Annotated in this window: 12 protein-coding genes; 5 read left to right on the top strand and 7 right to left on the bottom strand. The window is 72.2% G+C overall.

What is annotated here, in order from left to right; all coding sequences use genetic code 11:
• Positions 1-51 precede the first annotated feature (51 nt).
• Together AB0D34_RS01405 and AB0D34_RS01400 are read left to right on the top strand one after the other, a co-directional pair.
• Complete coding sequence (locus tag AB0D34_RS01405; protein WP_362654705.1) at positions 52-1,083, top strand: LacI family DNA-binding transcriptional regulator; 1,032 nt, start codon at positions 52-54, stop codon at positions 1,081-1,083.
• A 560-nt stretch (positions 1,084-1,643) separates the two neighbouring features.
• Positions 1,644-1,991 (top strand): hypothetical protein, encoded by a 348-nt coding sequence (locus AB0D34_RS01400; RefSeq protein WP_362655370.1) that lies wholly within the window; start codon positions 1,644-1,646, stop codon positions 1,989-1,991.
• 73 nt (positions 1,992-2,064) lie between these two features.
• Here AB0D34_RS01400 and AB0D34_RS01395 read toward each other — a convergent pair whose 3' ends face one another.
• The 4 genes from AB0D34_RS01395 to AB0D34_RS01380 form a co-directional block, all read right to left on the bottom strand.
• Positions 2,065-2,727: a DUF6629 family protein gene (locus AB0D34_RS01395; protein WP_362654702.1), complete on the bottom strand. Its 663-nt coding sequence runs from the start codon at positions 2,725-2,727 to the stop codon at positions 2,065-2,067.
• Positions 2,728-2,799: 72 nt separating this feature from the next.
• Complete coding sequence (locus tag AB0D34_RS01390; RefSeq protein ID WP_362654699.1) at positions 2,800-4,101, bottom strand: alpha-glucoside ABC transporter substrate-binding protein; 1,302 nt, start codon at positions 4,099-4,101, stop codon at positions 2,800-2,802.
• On the bottom strand, positions 4,098-5,315 hold the full coding sequence (locus tag AB0D34_RS01385; RefSeq protein WP_362654696.1) for a hypothetical protein: 1,218 nt from the start codon (positions 5,313-5,315) through the stop codon (positions 4,098-4,100). Before AB0D34_RS01385 ends, AB0D34_RS01390 begins: the two co-directional genes overlap by 4 nt.
• Complete coding sequence (locus AB0D34_RS01380; RefSeq protein WP_362654693.1) at positions 5,219-7,663, bottom strand: tetratricopeptide repeat protein; 2,445 nt, start codon at positions 7,661-7,663, stop codon at positions 5,219-5,221. The genes AB0D34_RS01385 and AB0D34_RS01380 overlap by 97 nt, the downstream gene beginning before the upstream one ends.
• Before the next feature lie 195 nt (positions 7,664-7,858).
• Here AB0D34_RS01380 and AB0D34_RS01375 point away from each other — a divergent pair, with 195 nt between their 5' ends.
• Positions 7,859-10,015: a PQQ-binding-like beta-propeller repeat protein gene (locus AB0D34_RS01375; RefSeq protein ID WP_362654690.1), complete on the top strand. Its 2,157-nt coding sequence runs from the start codon at positions 7,859-7,861 to the stop codon at positions 10,013-10,015.
• An 80-nt stretch (positions 10,016-10,095) separates the two neighbouring features.
• Here the strand turns inward: AB0D34_RS01375 and AB0D34_RS01370 are convergent, their stop codons facing one another.
• Entirely contained in the window at positions 10,096-11,238 is a 1,143-nt protein-coding gene (locus AB0D34_RS01370; RefSeq protein WP_362654687.1) for a S1 family peptidase, read from the bottom strand.
• A 206-nt stretch (positions 11,239-11,444) separates the two neighbouring features.
• Between AB0D34_RS01370 and AB0D34_RS01365 the strand changes: the two genes are divergently transcribed.
• Both AB0D34_RS01365 and AB0D34_RS01360 read left to right on the top strand, forming a co-directional pair.
• The gene (locus AB0D34_RS01365; RefSeq protein ID WP_362654684.1) at positions 11,445-12,155 is read left to right on the top strand and encodes a ThuA domain-containing protein; all 711 of its coding nucleotides are present in this window, start codon (positions 11,445-11,447) and stop codon (positions 12,153-12,155) included.
• Positions 12,125-13,222, top strand: a complete 1,098-nt coding sequence (locus tag AB0D34_RS01360) for a Gfo/Idh/MocA family oxidoreductase (RefSeq protein WP_362654681.1) — start codon at positions 12,125-12,127, stop codon at positions 13,220-13,222. Before AB0D34_RS01365 ends, AB0D34_RS01360 begins: the two co-directional genes overlap by 31 nt.
• Here AB0D34_RS01360 and AB0D34_RS01355 read toward each other — a convergent pair whose 3' ends face one another.
• Together AB0D34_RS01355 and AB0D34_RS01350 are read right to left on the bottom strand one after the other, a co-directional pair.
• A complete protein-coding gene (locus tag AB0D34_RS01355; RefSeq protein WP_362654678.1) occupies positions 13,223-14,698 on the bottom strand; it encodes a glutamate--cysteine ligase in 1,476 nt (491 codons plus the stop codon).
• Positions 14,699-14,806: 108 nt separating this feature from the next.
• Positions 14,807-16,816 carry a TIM-barrel domain-containing protein gene (locus AB0D34_RS01350; RefSeq protein WP_362654675.1) on the bottom strand — a complete coding sequence of 670 codons (2,010 nt, stop codon included), beginning with the start codon at positions 16,814-16,816 and terminating at the stop codon, positions 14,807-14,809.
• Between the last annotated feature and the right edge of the window lie 4 nt (positions 16,817-16,820).

Raw genomic sequence — 16,820 nt, 5'->3', positions numbered from 1 at the left:
CGACCGGTGCCTTCGCTTGACGTCCCGTTGGCGACCGGTCAGACTTCTGCAATGAATGTGACCGGTCACACCCGCAGTTCGGCGAGCATCCGCGATGTCGCCGCGGCCGCCGGGGTCTCCTACCAGACCGTCTCCCGGGTGATCAACGGCCACCCCAACGTCAAGCAGTCGACCCGGGACCGCGTCCTCGCCGCCATCGACGAGCTGGGCTTCCGGCGCAACGCCACCGCGCTCGCCCTGGCCAGGGGCCGCAGCAGGGCGGTGACCGTGCTCACCGCCAACACCACCCACTACGGCTACGCCTCGATCCTCCAGGGTGTCGAGGAGGCGGCCCGCGCGGCAGCGTACTCGGTCGGGGTGGGCGTCCTCGAATCGGCCGACGAGGCCGCCGTCACCGCCGAGGTGCAGCGCGCCGCCGACGCGGGCGGCGGACTGATCGTGATCGCCTACGACCCGGCAGGCGTCCGGGCCCTGGAGGCGGTGCCTGCCGGGCTGCCGGTCGTCGGGGTGGTCGAGACGCCGGCGAGCCCACCCACCGACAACCGGCCATGGGTGTGGACCGACGACCGCGAGGCCTCCTACCAGGCGACCCGGCATCTGCTGGCGCTCGGCCACGAGACCGTGCACTTCGTCGCCATCCCCTCCAGCACTCGCCGCACCAGCGCCCGCACCAGCGGGTGGCGTCAGGCCCTCAAGGAGGCCGGCGCCCCGGAACCCCGCCCCGTGCAGGGCAGTTGGGGACCTGCGGGCGGCCACGCGGCAGGCCTCGAACTCGCCGGGGACCCGTCCGTCACCGCGGTCCTGTGCGGCAACGACGACCTCGCGCTGGGTGTGCTCCGTGCCCTGCACGAGGCCGGTCGTCCGGTGCCGGGCGAGGTGAGCGTGGCCGGGTTCGACGACGCCCCGCACTCCGCCTATCTGACGCCGTCCCTGACGACCGTACGCCTGGACTTCACCGGCCTGGGCCGGGCCGCGTTCGCCCTGCTGCACGGGGTGCTGGAGGAATCCGCGCCGATCGCCCCGCATCCCGTCTCCGTGCCGGAGCTGGTGGTCCGGGAGAGCTCGGGGCGGCCGCCCGCCTGAATAGCCCCATCTGGTAGCGACCGGTCCGACAGGAGTCCGCGCCGACCGTCGAAGTCGCCGAAGCCGGCAGCAGCCGTGCGCCCGCGCCACGCTCGCGGAAGGCGACGAAGGGGCTCGTGTACTCCGCGCTCCGGAAACGTCCTGCTCGGCCCGGATGATCTTCCCTTCGCGCCTTGAAGCCCTCCCCCGTCACCGTGGCCGGCCGGCGGCCCTCAGGAGGCGTGGACCTCGACGGTTCGTCCGTCCGGGTCGGTGAGCAGGTGGCGCCCAGGGGTGAGCGGTGGGGTGGCCGTCGTGCCGTCGACGCCCGGCCCAGACGGAGCACACCGGTCTCCCGGTCCACACGCGCTGGATAGAGCTCGAAAACCGCGCCGCCCAGGACGGCCGCGTAGCGCTCGGGCCCCGGCCATGCCGCTCCGCCGTGAGACGCAGGCCGAGGATCTCGTAGAAGCGCCGGCATTCCTCAAGCCGGGGCGAATACAGCGCCAGCAGCGTCACGCGGGCCGGATTCGAGTCGGTCATGAGCTCCAGATCCCCTTGGGGCTCGAACGGCGCGGGAACTGACCGGCGGACACGGCACCCATGTCGTCCTGGAGTGCGTCGGCAACATGCCCGCCTACCAGCAGCCCACCGGCATCGTCCGCCCGGGCGGCGTCATCAGCCGCGTCGGCGTGCCCCAGTACGAGGAGGCACCCATCGGCTTCGGCAGCCTCTTCCGCCACCACATCCGCCTGTCCGACGGACCGGCTCCGGTGCGCGCCTACAACGAGGAGTTGATGCCCGACATCCTCAGCGGCGCCGTCGAGCCCGGCAAGGTCTTCGACGTCACCTCCACGCTCGACGGCGTTCCCGTCGGCTACCGGGACATGGCCGACCGCAAGAGCCTCAAGGTCCTCGTCAAGCGCTGACTTGGGGCATGGGTGGGGCTGTCGGCGGTCGGCCCCGATGTACACCGCTGGGGAAGGCGCCCGGCGCAGGCGGCTACGCACTGTCCCGGCAGTGCGACGGCGCGGGCACCGACCATCGACCTCCCCGTGTGGCCCGTCCGCGTACCCACCCGTAGAGGACCACCGAGCAGACCGCCGCCAGCGCGCACCAGGTCGACACGAACTCCAGCCGCCACAGCAGCCAGCAGACCAGCGCGCCCGCCCCGGCCAGGACTCCGAGCCCCGTGAGCCAGCGGTCGCCGGAGAGCAGGAGTGCGCCGACCGTGGCGATCAGATAGCCCGCGACGAGCAGTTCCGCCCGGGGCAGTCCGATGACGTAGGCCATGGTGTGTCCGCGGATCTCGGCCCGCACCGGGCGGGTCGCGAGGCTGTACGCGAGGAAGCCCGCCGTCACCGCGCCCACCGCCACGAGCGCCGTCACCCGGCGTCTGGCCGGGCCCGCGACCGCGCACCACACGCCTACCGGTACCCACAGGGCGAGCACGGGCAGGGCGATGACGGCCCAGGCGGCGGTGGCCGCGCCGGTGCCTCCGCCGGTGTGCCAGATTTGTGCCTCGACCAGCTGGTGGGTGCCGAGCAGCAACGGCAGTGCGGCGAGGGGAAGCTCTCCGGCGTGGCGGGTCCGGATCAGGCAGGCCGCTCCGACGGACACGACGGCCGCGCCCGCCACGAGATCCGCCGTCGCACTCCAGCACATGACACCACCATGTCAGCTCGGGCCCACGACCGCGTTCTCCGCCAGGGCGAGCACTCGGTCGGCGCGGACCGCTCACGCGCAGATGCCCTGCGGTGGGCGGAAGGTGCGGTCGGTGCCGGAGTCCGCGTTCACCTGGGTCCGTACGACCTCCAACTGCTGGAGCAGCGAATCGAGTTGCCGTTGGGTCGGCTCGCGGAAGAACTCCAGGACCGCGCGGTGGAAGGCATCGCGGAGTTCGGGCGGCATCACGTCGGAGGCGTCGAAGCAGAGGATGCGGGCCCGGGAGATGAGCAGCGAGTTGATCTCCCGCTCGACCGGGGTCACGGAGGCCGGCGGGGACAGTCCGGCCGTGTCCGGGAACAGCGGCCGTACCGCGGGATCCGCCTCGGCCCGCCAGCGCTCGCGCCCGGTCGGGCTCGACAGCCGCTCGACGAGTTCCTGGGCGTCCGGGTCGTCGCTGAAGACGGCGGCCATGTCACCCGCGACCTCGAAGACGTCCCGGTACGCGGACTGTCCGTCCAGATAGCGGGCCGAGGGTTCCACGGTCACGTCGTCGCCCGCGTAGACGTACCGGATGAAGGCGCTCTGGTGTTCGTGTGTGCAGTCGAAGCCGGGTGAGTCGAGCAGGCCGCGCGGCTGTCCCTCAGGGGTGGAGGAGCCCTCGAACGACGTGGTCAGGGACCGTTCGACGGACGCCGGGGAGCGCTTGCCGAGCAGCTGCGCCCAGGTGGTCCAGGCGCGTTCGACGGCCGGGTCGCGCCAGTCGAGGCGGCCCATGGCCCACTCGGTGTAGAGGTCGGGGCCCGCCTGGTGGAGCAGCAGGTCCTCGATCCAGTCGGTGCCGGGCCAGCCGGAGGTGGCCTGCGAGGCGAGGCCCACGCACCAGACGGGCCGGTCGCTCGGGGCGCCCTTCTTGCTCCACACGAGGCTCTTGAGGTCGACCTTCAGCGGCACCCAGTACGTGCGCCGCTTGCTGTCCACGATCAGCGTCGGCGCCCAGGGCGGATAGGCGCGCTCGGCGCTCGGCTCGGCGAGGGGCTTCAGCTTGTCTCGGCGGGCGTACTCGGTGAGTTCGCCGATGCTGTTGAGGACCGCCACGTCCGGCGGGTCGTCGGCCTCCAGCTGTGAGACGAGCGTCTCGCGGAGTGAGCGGGTGCCCTCGTAGGTGTACGTCCGTCCGGTCCCGTCGTCGAGTGTGTCGAGGGCGGCCTCGAAGGCCTTGCCCTCCTCGCCGGTCCAGGGTCCGAGGACGACGAGCGGGTCGCGGGTGTCCGACGCGCAGCCGGGAACCAGGGAGAGAAGACAGGCCGCGAGCAAGGCACGCAGGAGGCGGCTCATGCGGGGGCTCGTACGGCAGCTCTTACGGCGGCTCATGCGGCGGCTCCCGGGCGGGTGACGACGAGGTATTCGCGGCGGTAGGCGTGCAGGGTGCCGGCGATCAGGGCCGCGGCGGTCAGGCCCATGGGGAACACGAACGGGGCGATCCCGTCGAGGAAGGCGAGCCGCCCGTCCGCCAGGCCGTCGTCGATCCGCGCCTGGAGGGTCTCGATGGCCCGCGGGTCCGGTCCGGCGAAGGGGCGTTCCTCAGCCACCGTCTCCGTCGCCGGCGAGGTCCGCTCGGCCAGCGTGTCCGCGATGCGGACGGTCCCGTGCTGGGCGTGCAGGGCGAGCAGGGCGTCGGCCGTCAGGAAGGGGACGGTGAGCAACGGCAGGGCGGCGGCCGCGAGCGGGACGCTGAGCCGGATCCGGAAGCGGCGGCGCAGGAAGGACACCGTGCGCCAGAGACCGGCGGCGAGCAGGGCGAAGGCGAGCGCGGCGACGACCGCCGCGGTGATGGCACCCGCGCCCCAGGCGGCCCGCTCGGCGAGCCGTTCACGCAGTTGGTTCTCCAGACCGGTGACCCGGTCGACGATCGCGGTCGCGCCGTAGCCGGTCGCGGCCGGGCAGGCGGGGTAGGGGTTCTTGCGGCTCGCGGCGACGGCCTGGGAGCAGAGCATGCTGCGCGCGTAGGTGAGTTCGGCGTCGCGCAGGACCGGGTCGGTGGCATCACCCTGGGCCCGGCCGATCCAGCCGGTGTAGTCGACGACCAGCGCGGACACCACCCGCAGCTCCTGCTCCTCGGCGACGGTGAGGGCGCCGCTGCGGGTGACCTGGTTCAGGCTCTGGGTGGCGCGGGCGATCCGGGTCCGGTACCGGTCGCTCAGTCCGCTGAGCTCGGCGGCCCGTCCCTCGGCGAGGTTCCGCTCGGCCTCGCCCTGCGCGATGAGCAGCGAGGCGCGGGCGTCCGCGAGGTCGACCAGCGCGGGTGCGGCGCGCTCCCGGATGTACGCGGAGTCGCCGCGCACGCCCGCGTAGGTCCAGCCGAGCGCCCCGAAGGCGACGAGGACGAGCAGCGGCAGCGCCACGAGCCGGTCCCGCAGATAGCCGCGGTTGCGGCGGCCGGCGGTGGCTGGCCAGGCGTAGCGGTGGATACGGCGGCCGAGCTCGGCGACTACGGCGGTGACGGCCCGCCCGAGGCGGGCGGTGTCCGGTGCGAGGGTGCGTAAGCGACCGTCCGGAGCCAGTCGGCGACTCTCTTGCCGAGCCATGGGCTGTCCCTGTGATGTCGGAAGGCGAGCGGGCGGACCTCGTAGGCGCGGTCCAGGAGGATCTCGGCGACGGCCGCGTCCGCGGGGGCGGCGGAGCGGGCGGCCTGGTGGGCGAGGGTGACATAGCGGCGGGAGAGATCCTCGCGCAGCGCGTGCTCGTCGGGCGCGAGACCGAGGCGGGGGTCGGCGCCGGCGGACAGGTCCGCGAGCCCGTCCGCGTCGAGGGCACCGCGGGCTAGGGCGCCCTCCACGGCCTCCCACACCTCGACGGTCATCCGGACCCTGGCCTCCTCGTCGGTGAGTCCGTGCGCGTGGAAGAGCAGTGCGAGGCGTCGCAGCACCTCGCCCAGCCGCTGCGGCACCTCGTCGTCGCGCTCGGCCGTCCGCACGTACTCGATACCGATCCGCACGGCAGCCGTGCGCGCCGCGGTCCGGTGCCGTGAATGCTGCGGTACGGCGTCGAGTTCGCGTACGGCCTCCTCGCGCGCCCTTTCTCCGTCCCGGGCCAGGCGGGCGCGGGCGGCGCCGAAGGCCGCGCTGCCCAGGGACGGGTTGCGCAGCCGGACCGCCTCGTAGAAGGTCAGGGCCTCGTGCCAGCGGCCGAGGCGTTCCGCGCAGTGGCCGAGGGCCAGCTTGGGGGCGTACTCGCCGGGGATCGCCGCGTACACCCGGTCGAAGTGGTGCCAGGCCATGGTGACTTGGTCCCGGGCGAGCGCCAACAGCCCGCGGTGCCAGTCCAGCCGCCAGTCGTAGGGGGCGCGTCGGCGGCCGATGCGCGCCTCGGCCGCCCGTAGTTCCCGTTCGGCGGCGTCCGGTCCGTCTGCCGGGTTCCGCAACCGCAGGCGGCAGCGCAGGAGATGGACCTCCGTGGAGTCCCGCCAGTCCCCTATGTGCTGCAGCAGGGCCTCCGGGGCGGCGTCGGCGAGTCTGCTCAGCTCGGCGTGGTGTTCGTCGTGGGGGTCGGGGCGCGGGACGGGTAAGCGCTGGGCGACCTCGGCGGGTGAGGGCGGGGCGAACGGCGACGGGGCGTCGGGGGCGGTCCAGTGGGCGAGGGGTGGCGCGGAGCCGAGGGCGCCGTCGAGGGCGTACGGGGACGGGAGGAACAGCGGCGAGGGTTCGAAGGTCTCGGTACCTGTGCGCAGGGACCTCAACTCACGGAAGACGCCCCGTAGTTGTTCGTCCATCTCCCGGGCGTCGGCGAACCGGCCGGCCGGTTCGTCCAGGGTCGCGCGGTGCAGGACCCGGGCGAGAGAGAGCAGACCGAGACCGCGGGGGACGGGGGCCGTGGCGTCGTGGATGGCCCAGGGTTCCTTGGCGGGCGAGAGCGACTGGGCGGGCGGTGCGGATTCGGCACGCCGGTTCCGTTCGGCGGGCAGGGACGCTGTCGGGCCGGGCCCGCCTTCGACAGGCAGCGCCTCATCGGCCCCCGCAGCCCCCGCAGCCCCCGCAGCCCCCGCAGCCCCCGCAGCCAGCATCCTCAGATCCCCCAGCCGCGCCAGATCCTCCGCCCCCGTGCCGAGCCCGCTCAGCCTCCGCAGGGTCTCGCCCAGGCTGAACAGGTCGTCCTGGCCCCTGGACTCGCCGTTCGGGCCGACCGTCGGTGCGCTGAAGCCGTCCGTGGTCATTCCCGGTGTGCCGGCCGGGCGGACGCTCCCGACGTCGATGATCTTCGTCGTGGTGCCGTCGTGCATGACGTTGCCCGGCTTGAGGTCGCCGTAGACCTTGGCGGGCCGGTCGGCGTGCAGATAGGCGAGGGCGGACAGGATCCGCACCCCGTAGGCCAGGACGAACTCGTGGAAGCGCTGGTCGCCGAACTCGGCCGGGTTCAGCTTGGCCCGTGCCCTGACCTCCTCCAGCGTGAGCCCGTCCACGTACTGCAGGACGAGAAAGTCACCCACCTCGGGATGATGCCCGTAGTTGAAGACACGGATGATGTCGTCGTGGCCGAGGTCGACCAGGGCCCGCCGCTCCCGGGCCAGGGCGCCCGACGCGGCCGCCGCCTGATCGGGGTGCAGCATCTTGATGGCGACCTCGCGGTTGTCGACCTTGGTGTCGAGCGCGAGGTACACCTCGCCCATACCGCCGTACCCGAGGGGGCGGATCAGCCGGTACTGGCCCGCCAGCAACTGCCCTGGGGGCAGGGGCAGTTCGCCGGGGTCTCCGCCGGGGTCCCAGCCACGTCCGGGCAGGGTCACCGAGGGCAGCACGGTCGGGTCGGGGTTCTCCGCGGGAAGCTCGACATACGCGGCCCTCAGGTACATCGGCTGTCCGGCGACGACGAGCGGACCGAACGACCCCTCCGATTCCGGTACTTCACCGAACGCACTCCCGCCCCGAGCCCCCTTCATGCCTCCTCAGAATAGGGCCAGGTGCCGGGATTGACCCCTTGCGTTCCTCCTGCGAACGGTGATGCCGCCGGGTTCGGCCCGACGGCAGGGCCGCGATCGGCGCCCCCGCGGATCGGGGCCCCTCTAGAGTGAGGGGTCCCTGTCAGAAGGGTCCGGGCCGGAACCGCCCAGGCCGCGAGCGGTGAAGGAGACGCGGTGACCCTGCGCGAGAACGACCCGGAGTCTGTCGGCGGCTACCGGATCGAATCGCGGATCGGGACCGGCGGCATGGGCGTCGTCTATCTCGGCAGGTCGGCCTCGGGCCGGGCCGTCGCCGTCAAGGTCGTCCACGCTCGCTATGCCGGCAACCCCGAGTTCCGGGCCAGGTTCCGGCAGGAGATCGCCGCCGCGCGCCGGGTCAGCGGCGCGTTCACCGCACCGGTCGTGGACGCCGACCCGGACGCGGAACGGCCGTGGATGGCCACCGCGTTCGTCCCGGGCCGTACGCTCGCCGACCGGGTCGACGAGGGGGGACCGCTGGACTGGCCCGCCCTGCACCGCCTCGGCACCGAACTCGCCGAGGCCCTGCGGGAGATCCACCGCGCGGAGGTGGTGCACCGGGATCTCAAGCCGAGCAATGTGCTGCTGCTGGAGAGCGAGGGCGACGACGGTGCCGTACGCGTCATCGACTTCGGCATCTCGCGGGCGGCCGACAGCGATGTCCGCACCCAGACCGGCATGGTGATGGGCTCGCCGCCGTTCATGGCGCCGGAGCAGTTCAGCCGCCCGCACGAGGTCGGCTCCGCGGTGGACGTCTTCTCCCTGGGCGCGGTGCTCGTGTACGCGGCGACCGGGCACAGCCCGTTCGCCGCGGAGAACGCCTATCTGGCCGCGTACAACACCGTGCACGGCGAGCCGAGGCTGCGCGAACTGCCCGAGCGCCTGCGCCCGTTGGTCGCGCAGTGCCTGGCGAAGGAGCCCGCGGACCGGCCGACGTCGAGCGAGGTCCTGGAGAGACTGGCGGGGCTGACGGAGGACCAGGCCGAGGCAGGTCCCGCCCCGGAGCGGTCGCCGGAGATCGTGGCGCCGGACCCGGCCACGGCACCGCTGGGCACCTCCGAGCCGACCGGACCGCGGCCCCGCCGGGCGCGGAGACTGTGGGCCGCCGTAGCCGTCGTTGCCGTCCTCGGAGGGGCCGGTGCGGCCGTGGCCGCCGTGGTGGCCGGCGACTCGACGAGCCCGGCCGGCGAGGTCGTCCGCACCGCCCCCGGGACGACGCCGGCAAAAGCAGCGCCGGCCGGCTGGCGGCCCTGGCACAACACCATGGCTGACGACGGTGCCGACGGGATGATGCTCGGCCCGTCCTGCGTTCCCGACGCGCTCGGCGTCTTCTGCTCCTCCGAGCAGATCGCCCTGACCCGGCTTAACCCGGCGACGGGAAACGTCGACTGGACGAAGCCCATGAGCCGCAAGCAGGTCAGCAGCTTCTCGATACGTCAACCCGTGGTCCATGACGGCGTGGTTTTCGCCAACAGCGCGGACCGCTCGGAGGGCGTCGACGCCTTCGACGGGAGGACCGGCAAGCGGCTGTGGCAACTGAAGGGCCCGCTGGGCGAGTTCGACATCCTGAACGGTGTGCTGCTCGTACGCCTGGATCGGCTCGGCCCCTCCGACACCGCGCGCTATGCGGCGTACGAGCCGCGCACGGGCGCGGAGTTGTGGCGCCGCGAGCTGACCTCCACCTCGTCGGGCCCGTTCTACGAGGGCCCCGAGGACACGCTCTACGCCGATCTGCGCGGCGGGGACGGCGGCATCGCCCGTCTCGACGTGAAGACCGGCAGGACCCTGGGCGGCGTCGACGCGCCGAAGGGCGATCTGTGGCTGGCCACAGTCCACGACGGCACCGCGTACTACGCGCGCTGGGAGGACGACTCCGGTGTCTCCGCCGCCTTCTTCGTGCAGGACCTCGACAGCGGGAAGACCCGTCGCATCGACTTCCCCTGGAGCGTCGAGCCGGAGGCGCCGCCGCTGGTGGAGGGCGACACGATGTACATCTTCGACTACGGCAACGAGACCCTGCTCGCGCTCGACGTGAAGCGGGGCAAGCCGTTGTGGTCGAGCTCGCGCGACCTGCGCGTCTTCAGCGAACCCGCCTACCACGCGGGCCGGTTGTACGTCATGATGCCGGACACCAGCGTCCTGGCCCTCGACCCGGGGACCGGCAAGGAGATCGGCCGCACCGCCCCGTCCTTCGACACGGCGGGCCGCTCCTTCGAGGAGCTGAGCCCGAGTGCGGTTCCACCCCTGCTGGTGGGGGACGTGCTGTACGGGGTCAGCGGGCCGGGGGTCTTCTCGGTGGGCGACGTCACCTGAGCCGGACTGTCGGTCCGGCCGGTCGACCCAACAGGTGTGTGGACCCGGCGCGAACAGGCCGGGCCCACACGGTCGTTCGCCTAGGCGGTGTGCAGCGTCAGGCCATAGCGGTTGAGGATCTCGTTGACCGGCTGGAACCAGGTCTCGCCCCCGCTGGAGCAGTTGCCCCAGCCACCGGAGGTGACGCCCTGGGCCTGGTCGCCGCTGATGAACGAGCCGCCGGAGTCACCGGGTTCGGCGCAGACGCTGGTCTTGGTCATCTGGTGGACCGCACCCTGGCTGTAGTTGACGGTCTCGTTCATCGCGAGCACCGTGCCGCAGTGCCAGTGGGTGGTCGATCCCGAGCGGCAGATCGAGGAGCCGACGGGCGCCACGCGGGAGCCACGCACGAGCTGGTCGGAGACGGTGCCCCAGCCGAGCACCACGGGGACGGTCCACCAGCCGCTGCCGACGCTGACCCAGCCGTAGTCGTCGCCCGGGAAGGTGCCCGCCTGGAAGTTGCCGATGTACGAGCGGTCCCAGCCGTACACCGCCGTGCTCGGCTGGCGGCAGTGGCCGGCCGTCACGAAGCCGCCGTGGACCGAGAAGCCGATGGAGCAGCGGACGTTGCCGGTGTAGAAGGGGTCACCGCCGACGGTTCCGGCGGCGAAGGTCGTGGGCGCGGCGGGTACCTGTTCGACGGTGATCGGGCCTGCCGCACGGGCCCGGTCGAGGAAGGAGCGGACATCGTTGTCAGTCTGCTTGCCCTCGACGACGTTCACGACGACCGTGCTCGCCTCGTGGTCGACGTGCCAGCTGCTGACCGCGTCCGGTGGTGACAGCTTGTCCAACCTCCCCTGGGCGGCGGAGAGTTCGCGGGCACTGTGGGCGACGGTCCGGACGGTCGCACCGGTGGCCCGGACGTCCCGGAGGGTCGTGGCGGATGCGCCCCGGGCAACACCGACGGTCAGTTCGTTGGTGCCGGCGTCGAACCAGGAGCCGCCGAAGGAGGCTCCGGCGGCCCGGCGGGCCCTGGGCTCCAGGGCGGTGGCCCGCTGTTCGGCGGCGAGCCTCGCCTTCGCTTCGGCCTTCGTGAGGTGGAAGTCCCGCTGCATCGCCGTGAGGACTCCGGCCGAGGCGGGCTGCTTCTCCTCGGCGGTGGCGGGGACCGTGCTCGCGGTCGCTCCGGCACCGAGCAGGAGCAGCACGGCCAGGGCCGCGCGCATGATTCTGGTGCGTCTCATGGAGATTGCCCTTCGTCGTTCCAACTGGTTGGGGGTGGAACAGCAGAGTTCTCTGAGAGCGCTCTCAGTGGTGTGGCCCGGCAGAGCCTAGCCGCACAGGATTGACAGGTCCATACCAATCTCGAAGTTGTCGAAAACCTGTGCCTAATATCGGCCCGTCCGGGGAAATCCCCTCAGGAACCATGCCTGCCCCACAAAGGAGCAAGATGACGCGGAAGAAGGCCCTGGTGGTCCGAGGCGGATGGGAGGGGCACCAGCCGGTCAAGGCCACGGAGCTGTTCCTGCCCTTCCTCGAAGGCAACGGATACGACGTCCGGATCGAGGAGTCGCCCGAGGTCTACGCCGACACCGCCGAGATGGCCGCCACCGATCTCGTGGTGCAGTGCGTGACGATGTCGGAGATCACCTACGAGCAGGTGGCCGGACTGAGCGCGGCGGTCGAGGCGGGCACCGGCTTCACCGGCTGGCACGGCGGAATCGCCGACTCGTTCCGTGCCTCGTCGGACTATCTCCACCTGGTGGGTGGCCAGTTCGCGACCCACCCGGGCAAGGAGCCGTGCGAGCGGCGAGGCGGTGCGGACGACAACTTCCTGCCGCACACCGTCCGCATCACCGATCTCGGCCGCGAACACCCCGTCACCGCGGGCGTCGAGAACTTCGAGCTGTACACCGAGCAGTACTGGGTGCTCCACGACGACCTGATCGACGTCCTCGCGACCACCACGCATCCCGCCCAGCCGTGGCAGCCCTGGCAACGGCCGGTCACCTCACCGGCGGTCTGGACCCGGCAGTGGGGTGCCGGACGGGTCGTGGTGACGACACCGGGGCACGACCTCGACGTCCTGGAGAACCCCAGCGTCCGTACGGTCATCGAGAGGGGCATGCTGTGGGCGACGCGCACCGCATCGGCGTCGTAGGTCTCGGCGTCATCTCCCGCGCCTACCTCGACACGCTCGTCGGCCGCTCCGCCGTGCGGGTCACCGCGGTCGCCGACCTCGACGCCTCCCGCTCCGCCACGGTCGCCGCCGAACTGCCGGGCGTACGGGCGCTGTCCGTGGCGGAGTTGCTGAGCAGCCCGGACGTGGACACGGTACTGAACCTCACGATCCCCGCCGCGCACGCCGAGATAGCCCTCGGCGCCATCGCCCACGGCAAGAACGTCTACGGTGAGAAGCCGCTGGCCGCCGAACTCATCGACGCCCATGCCGTCATGGAGGCGGCGGCGAAGGCCGCGGTGGGCGTGGGATGCGCGCCGGACACCGTCCTCGGCACCGGGGTCCAGACGGCACGGGCGGCCGTGGAGGCCGGGGCCATCGGCCGGCCCTTGGCCGCGTCGGCCGTCATGGTCACCCCGGGCCACGAACGCTGGCATCCCCACCCCGACTTCTACTACGCCCCCGGCGGCGGCCCTCTGCTGGACATGGGGCCGTACTACCTGTCCTCCCTGGTGCACCTGCTGGGCCCGGTGCGGTCCGTGATCGGGTCGTCCAGCCGACTGCGCACCGAGCGGGTCATCGGTTCCGGGCCGCGCGCGGGCGAGCGCATCCCGGTCGAGGTCGACAGCCATGTCTCCGGGGTCCTGGAACACGAGGGCGGAGCCCTGACCACGATCACGACGAGCTTCGACGGGGTCACCACCACGGCCGCGCCGATCGAGGTCCACGGCGAGACGGGCACCCTCACGGTCCCGGACCCGAACAACTTCGAGGGCGACGTACGGCTCCTCGGACTCGGTGAGTCCGAGTGGCGCACCCTGCCCCCGTCGGCGGGCTACGTCGGCGCCACCCGGGGGGTCGGCCTGCTCGACTTCGTCGCCGCCGACGGACAGCGGGCGCCGCGCGCGGGCGGTGAACTCGCCCTGCACGTGCTGGAGACGATGACCGCCCTGCTGCGCTCGTCGGCCGAGGGCCGGCGGATCGAGCTGTCGACGTCCGCGCAGCGGCCCGCCCCGGTGCCGTTGACACCTCGGGAGAAGTGGCGGTGATCAGTCCACGGGCCAGGTGTGCGCGGGCGCGTTGAGGTGCATGTAGTCCATGTACGTGACCGTCATCCGCCGTAGCGCCTCCTGGCGGTCACAGCCCGCCTTCTCCAGGTCGTGGACCGTCTCCGCCTGCCACAGGGCCCCGTTGCGGGCGGAGACACAGCGCTGCTCGATGACGCCGAGCAGGGGTTCGCGCCACTCGGCGTCCATGCCCGCGAGCTCAAGCCCGTCGTGGGCCAGGGGCAGCAGGCGCCGCAACACCAGTTCCGTGACCGGCACTTCGCCCACTCCGGGCCAGTACAGGCGGGCGTCGATGCCGTCACGGGCGGCGGTGTGGAGGTTCTCCTCGGCGACCGAGAAGGACATCCGGGTCCACACCGGCCGGTCCTCGTCGACGAGGGCGCGCGTCAGGCCGTAGTAGAAGGCGCCGTTGGCGAGGATGTCGGCCACCGTGGGCCCGGCGGGCAGGACCCGGTTCTCGATGCGCAGGTGCGGACCGCTGTCGGTGACGGCGTAGACCGGGCGGTTCCAGCGGTAGATCGTGCCGTTGTGCAGGGTCAGTTCGCCCAGTTCCGGGACACCACCGGCGTCGAGCGTCTCCTGTGGGTCCTCCTCGTCGCAGATCGGCAGGAGGGCCGGGAAGTAGCGCACGTTCTCCTCGAACAGGTCGAAGACGCTGGTGATCCAGCGTTCCCCGAACCACACCCTGGGCCGTACGCCCTGCGCCTTGATCTCCTGCGGGCGGGTGTCGGTGGCCTGCTCGAAGAGCGGGATACGGGTCTCACGCCACAGTTCCCTGCCGAAGAGGAAGGGCGAGTTGGCGGCGAGGGCGATCTGTACGCCCGCGACGGCCTGGGCCGCGTTCCAGTAGTCGGCGAACTCCCGTGGCTCGACCTGGAGATGGAACTGCGTACTGGTGCAGGCGGCCTCGGGGGTGATGGCGTCGGCGTACATCGCGAGGCGGTCCACGCCGTCCACCGTGATGTGCAGGTCCTCGCCTCGTGCCGCGAAGATCTGCTCGTTGAGGAGCCGGTAGCGGGGATCGCCGGACAGGGCGTTCTCGCCGACGTCCGTCTCTCCCAGCGTCGGCAGAATGCCCACCATGATCAGGTGTGCGCCGACCGCCGAGGCGCGTTCCTCGGCGTGGTTGAGCGCGTCACGGATCTCCCGCTCCCAGGAGCCGGGCCCGCCGGACAGGAGCCGGCGCGGCGGAACGTTGATCTCCAGGTTGAAGCGGCCCAGCTCGCTCGACCAGGCAGGATCGGCGATGGCCTGGAGCACCTCGGTGTTGCGCATGGCGGGGAGCCCGTCGTCACCGACCAGGTTGAGCTCGATCTCAAGACCGACCTGCGGCCGCTCGCTCTCGAAGCCCGACTCGCGCAGCATCTGCGCGAGGACGTCGAGGCAGGTGTGCATCTTGTCCCGGTACCGTCGGCGGTCCTCCCGCGTGAAGACCAGGGCCGGCACGTCACGTCCCATCGGGCCCTCCCGAGTCCCCTCGGCGGATACCTCTCCCGTCCCAGAGTCCCACTTCAGGAGCGTCCCGGACAGTCGGCGGGCGACACCGGGCGGTGAGCGACACCCCGCTCACAGAACGTGTGCGCCGGCCCGCAGCCAGAGGGGTGCGGTGGCGAGAGGCAGTTCGACGTGCCGCCATGCCGGGCCGGTCACAGGGATGCGGCGGCCGGTGTACGGCAGCCACTCCCCCGGCGGGATCCACACCTGTCTTCGCCCGCCGGGGGCGTACAGCGGGGCGACCAGCAGGTCGGGGCCGAGCAGGTACTGGAGGTCGGCGGCGTGGGCGTCCGGGCGGCCCGGGTGGTCCAGGGCCATCGGGCGGGCAAGCGGCTCTCCGGTGCGGACCGCGTCGACGGCGGCTCGGCGGACGTACGGCAGCAGGCTCGCGCGCAGCCAGGCCGCGTGCAGGACGGCCGCGTACGCCTCCTCGCCGAAGTCCCAGGGCAGTCGGGATGTCATGCCGTGGAACCGGCTGAGCGGTGACAGCAGGCCGAACTGGGCCCAGCGCACGAAGAGTTCGGGATCGGGGGTGCCGTGGAAGCCGCCGATGTCGTGGCTCCAGAAGGGGTGCCCGGAGAAGGAGAGGGAGAGGCCCGCGCGCAGGGTCGACGCCAGGTCCTGCCAGCTCGCGTTGGGGTCGCCGGTCCACTTGGCGCCGTGCCGCTGGCCGCCGGTCCAGGTGGAGCGGCCCCAGGTCAGGCCGTGGCCCGCGGTCTCCCGGGTGACCTCGGCGACCAGGTCGTGGAAGAGGAGGGGGTAGAGGTTGTGCAGACGGTCGCCGGTCATGCCGTTGTACGCCACCGTCGCCACCGGGACCGCCTCGCCGAAGTCGGTCTTCAGGACCGAGACTCCGGTGGCCAGTACCTGGCGGACGCGGTCCCGGAACCAGTCGACCGCGCCGGGGTGGGTGAGGTCGAGGACGGCCGAGTCGGGGTGCGCGCCGCCCCAGACCTGCCCGATCCAGGTGGCGCCCGAAGTGCCGTGCAGGAACCAGCCGTTGCGGTCCGCTTCCGCGAAGTACGGGCTGTCGACGCTGATGTAGGGGTTCATCCAGAGGGAGACGTGGAAGCCCTGCCGGGACAGGTCGGTCATCAACCCGCGCGGGTCCGGGAACGCCTCGGTGTCCCACTCCAGGTCCGACCAGCGGCCTTCGCGCTGCCAGTACGTGTCGAGGTGCAACACCCCGCAGGGGAAGCCGAGTTCGCGGATACGGCGGGCCCGCTCGCGTACGTCGGCCGCGCTGTCCCTGCGGAAGCCGCCGGAGATCCAGGGGCCGAAGGCCCACTCCGGGGGCAGCAGGGCGGGTCCTGTCAGGTCGCGGTAGGTGCTCAGGCACTCGGACGGGGTGCCGGTGATCAGGTAGTAGTCGAGTTCCTCGTCGGGGACGGTCAGCGACCAGGCGCCGGTGTTGCTGTGGGCGAGATCGAAGGAGGCCGCGGTGGTGGTGTCCACGAGGACCGCGTAGCCCCGGTTGGAGAGCAGGAACGGGACCGCCTTGTAGGAGCGGGTGCCGGTCGAACCCTGGGCGTCCTCGACCCAGCAGTCGACCCGTTGGCCGCGCAGGTCCGGTCCGGTGAAGCGCTCGCCGAGTCCGTAGAAGTGTTCGTCGGGTTCGGCGAACCAGCTGTCGTGGTAGGCCAGTTGCCCGTCCGTGAGTTCGGTGACGCCGAGGGGCAGGACGGTCGTGCGGTCGCTGGGGTCGCTGACGTCGGTGGCCTGGCGGAGGTGAGGCTCCGTCAACTCCAGGGCGAGCGGTGACAGATGGACCGTCAGGCACAGGCGGTCGAGGCGGAGGGTGAGCGGTGACCCCTCGACCGTGCACTCGGTGCCGGTCGGTGCGGTGACGACGGAGACCCGGGCCGCCTTCGGTACGCCGTCCAACCGCAGGGTGATCCGCAGGGAGTTGCCCGTCGCGGGGCGCAGGCGGAGGGTGCCGGTACGCCCGGCCACGGTACGTACGTCGAGGGTCACGCCGTCCTTGTCCGCGCGGGTGACCCGAGCGCCGGCCAGGGGATCCAGCCGGGCCGGGATCAGGGGTGGAGGCGGTGCCACCCAGGGTGTGCGGTCACGAGGGTGCATGGTG

This window comes from Streptomyces sp. NPDC048420 (assembly GCF_040651535.1).
Taxonomy (GTDB): domain Bacteria; phylum Actinomycetota; class Actinomycetes; order Streptomycetales; family Streptomycetaceae; genus Streptomyces.
This window is presented reverse-complemented; position numbering and strand designations above follow the sequence as displayed.

Bases quoted from the DNA above. Each gene is read 5' to 3' on its own strand.
- AB0D34_RS01395 (WP_362654702.1), bottom strand. From the start codon at position 2,727: ATGTGCTGGAGTGCGACGGCGGATCTCGTGGCGGGCGCGGCCGTCGTG.
- AB0D34_RS01385 (WP_362654696.1), bottom strand. From the start codon at position 5,315: ATGGCTCGGCAAGAGAGTCGCCGACTGGCTCCGGACGGTCGCTTACGC.
- AB0D34_RS01380 (WP_362654693.1), bottom strand. From the start codon at position 7,663: ATGAAGGGGGCTCGGGGCGGGAGTGCGTTCGGTGAAGTACCGGAATCG.
- AB0D34_RS01355 (WP_362654678.1), bottom strand. From the start codon at position 14,698: ATGGGACGTGACGTGCCGGCCCTGGTCTTCACGCGGGAGGACCGCCGA.
- AB0D34_RS01405 (WP_362654705.1), top strand. From the start codon at position 52: ATGAATGTGACCGGTCACACCCGCAGTTCGGCGAGCATCCGCGATGTC.
- AB0D34_RS01365 (WP_362654684.1), top strand. From the start codon at position 11,445: ATGACGCGGAAGAAGGCCCTGGTGGTCCGAGGCGGATGGGAGGGGCAC.
- AB0D34_RS01350 (WP_362654675.1), bottom strand. From the start codon at position 16,816: ATGCACCCTCGTGACCGCACACCCTGGGTGGCACCGCCTCCACCCCTG.
- AB0D34_RS01370 (WP_362654687.1), bottom strand. From the start codon at position 11,238: ATGAGACGCACCAGAATCATGCGCGCGGCCCTGGCCGTGCTGCTCCTG.
- AB0D34_RS01390 (WP_362654699.1), bottom strand. From the start codon at position 4,101: ATGAGCCGCCGTAAGAGCTGCCGTACGAGCCCCCGCATGAGCCGCCTC.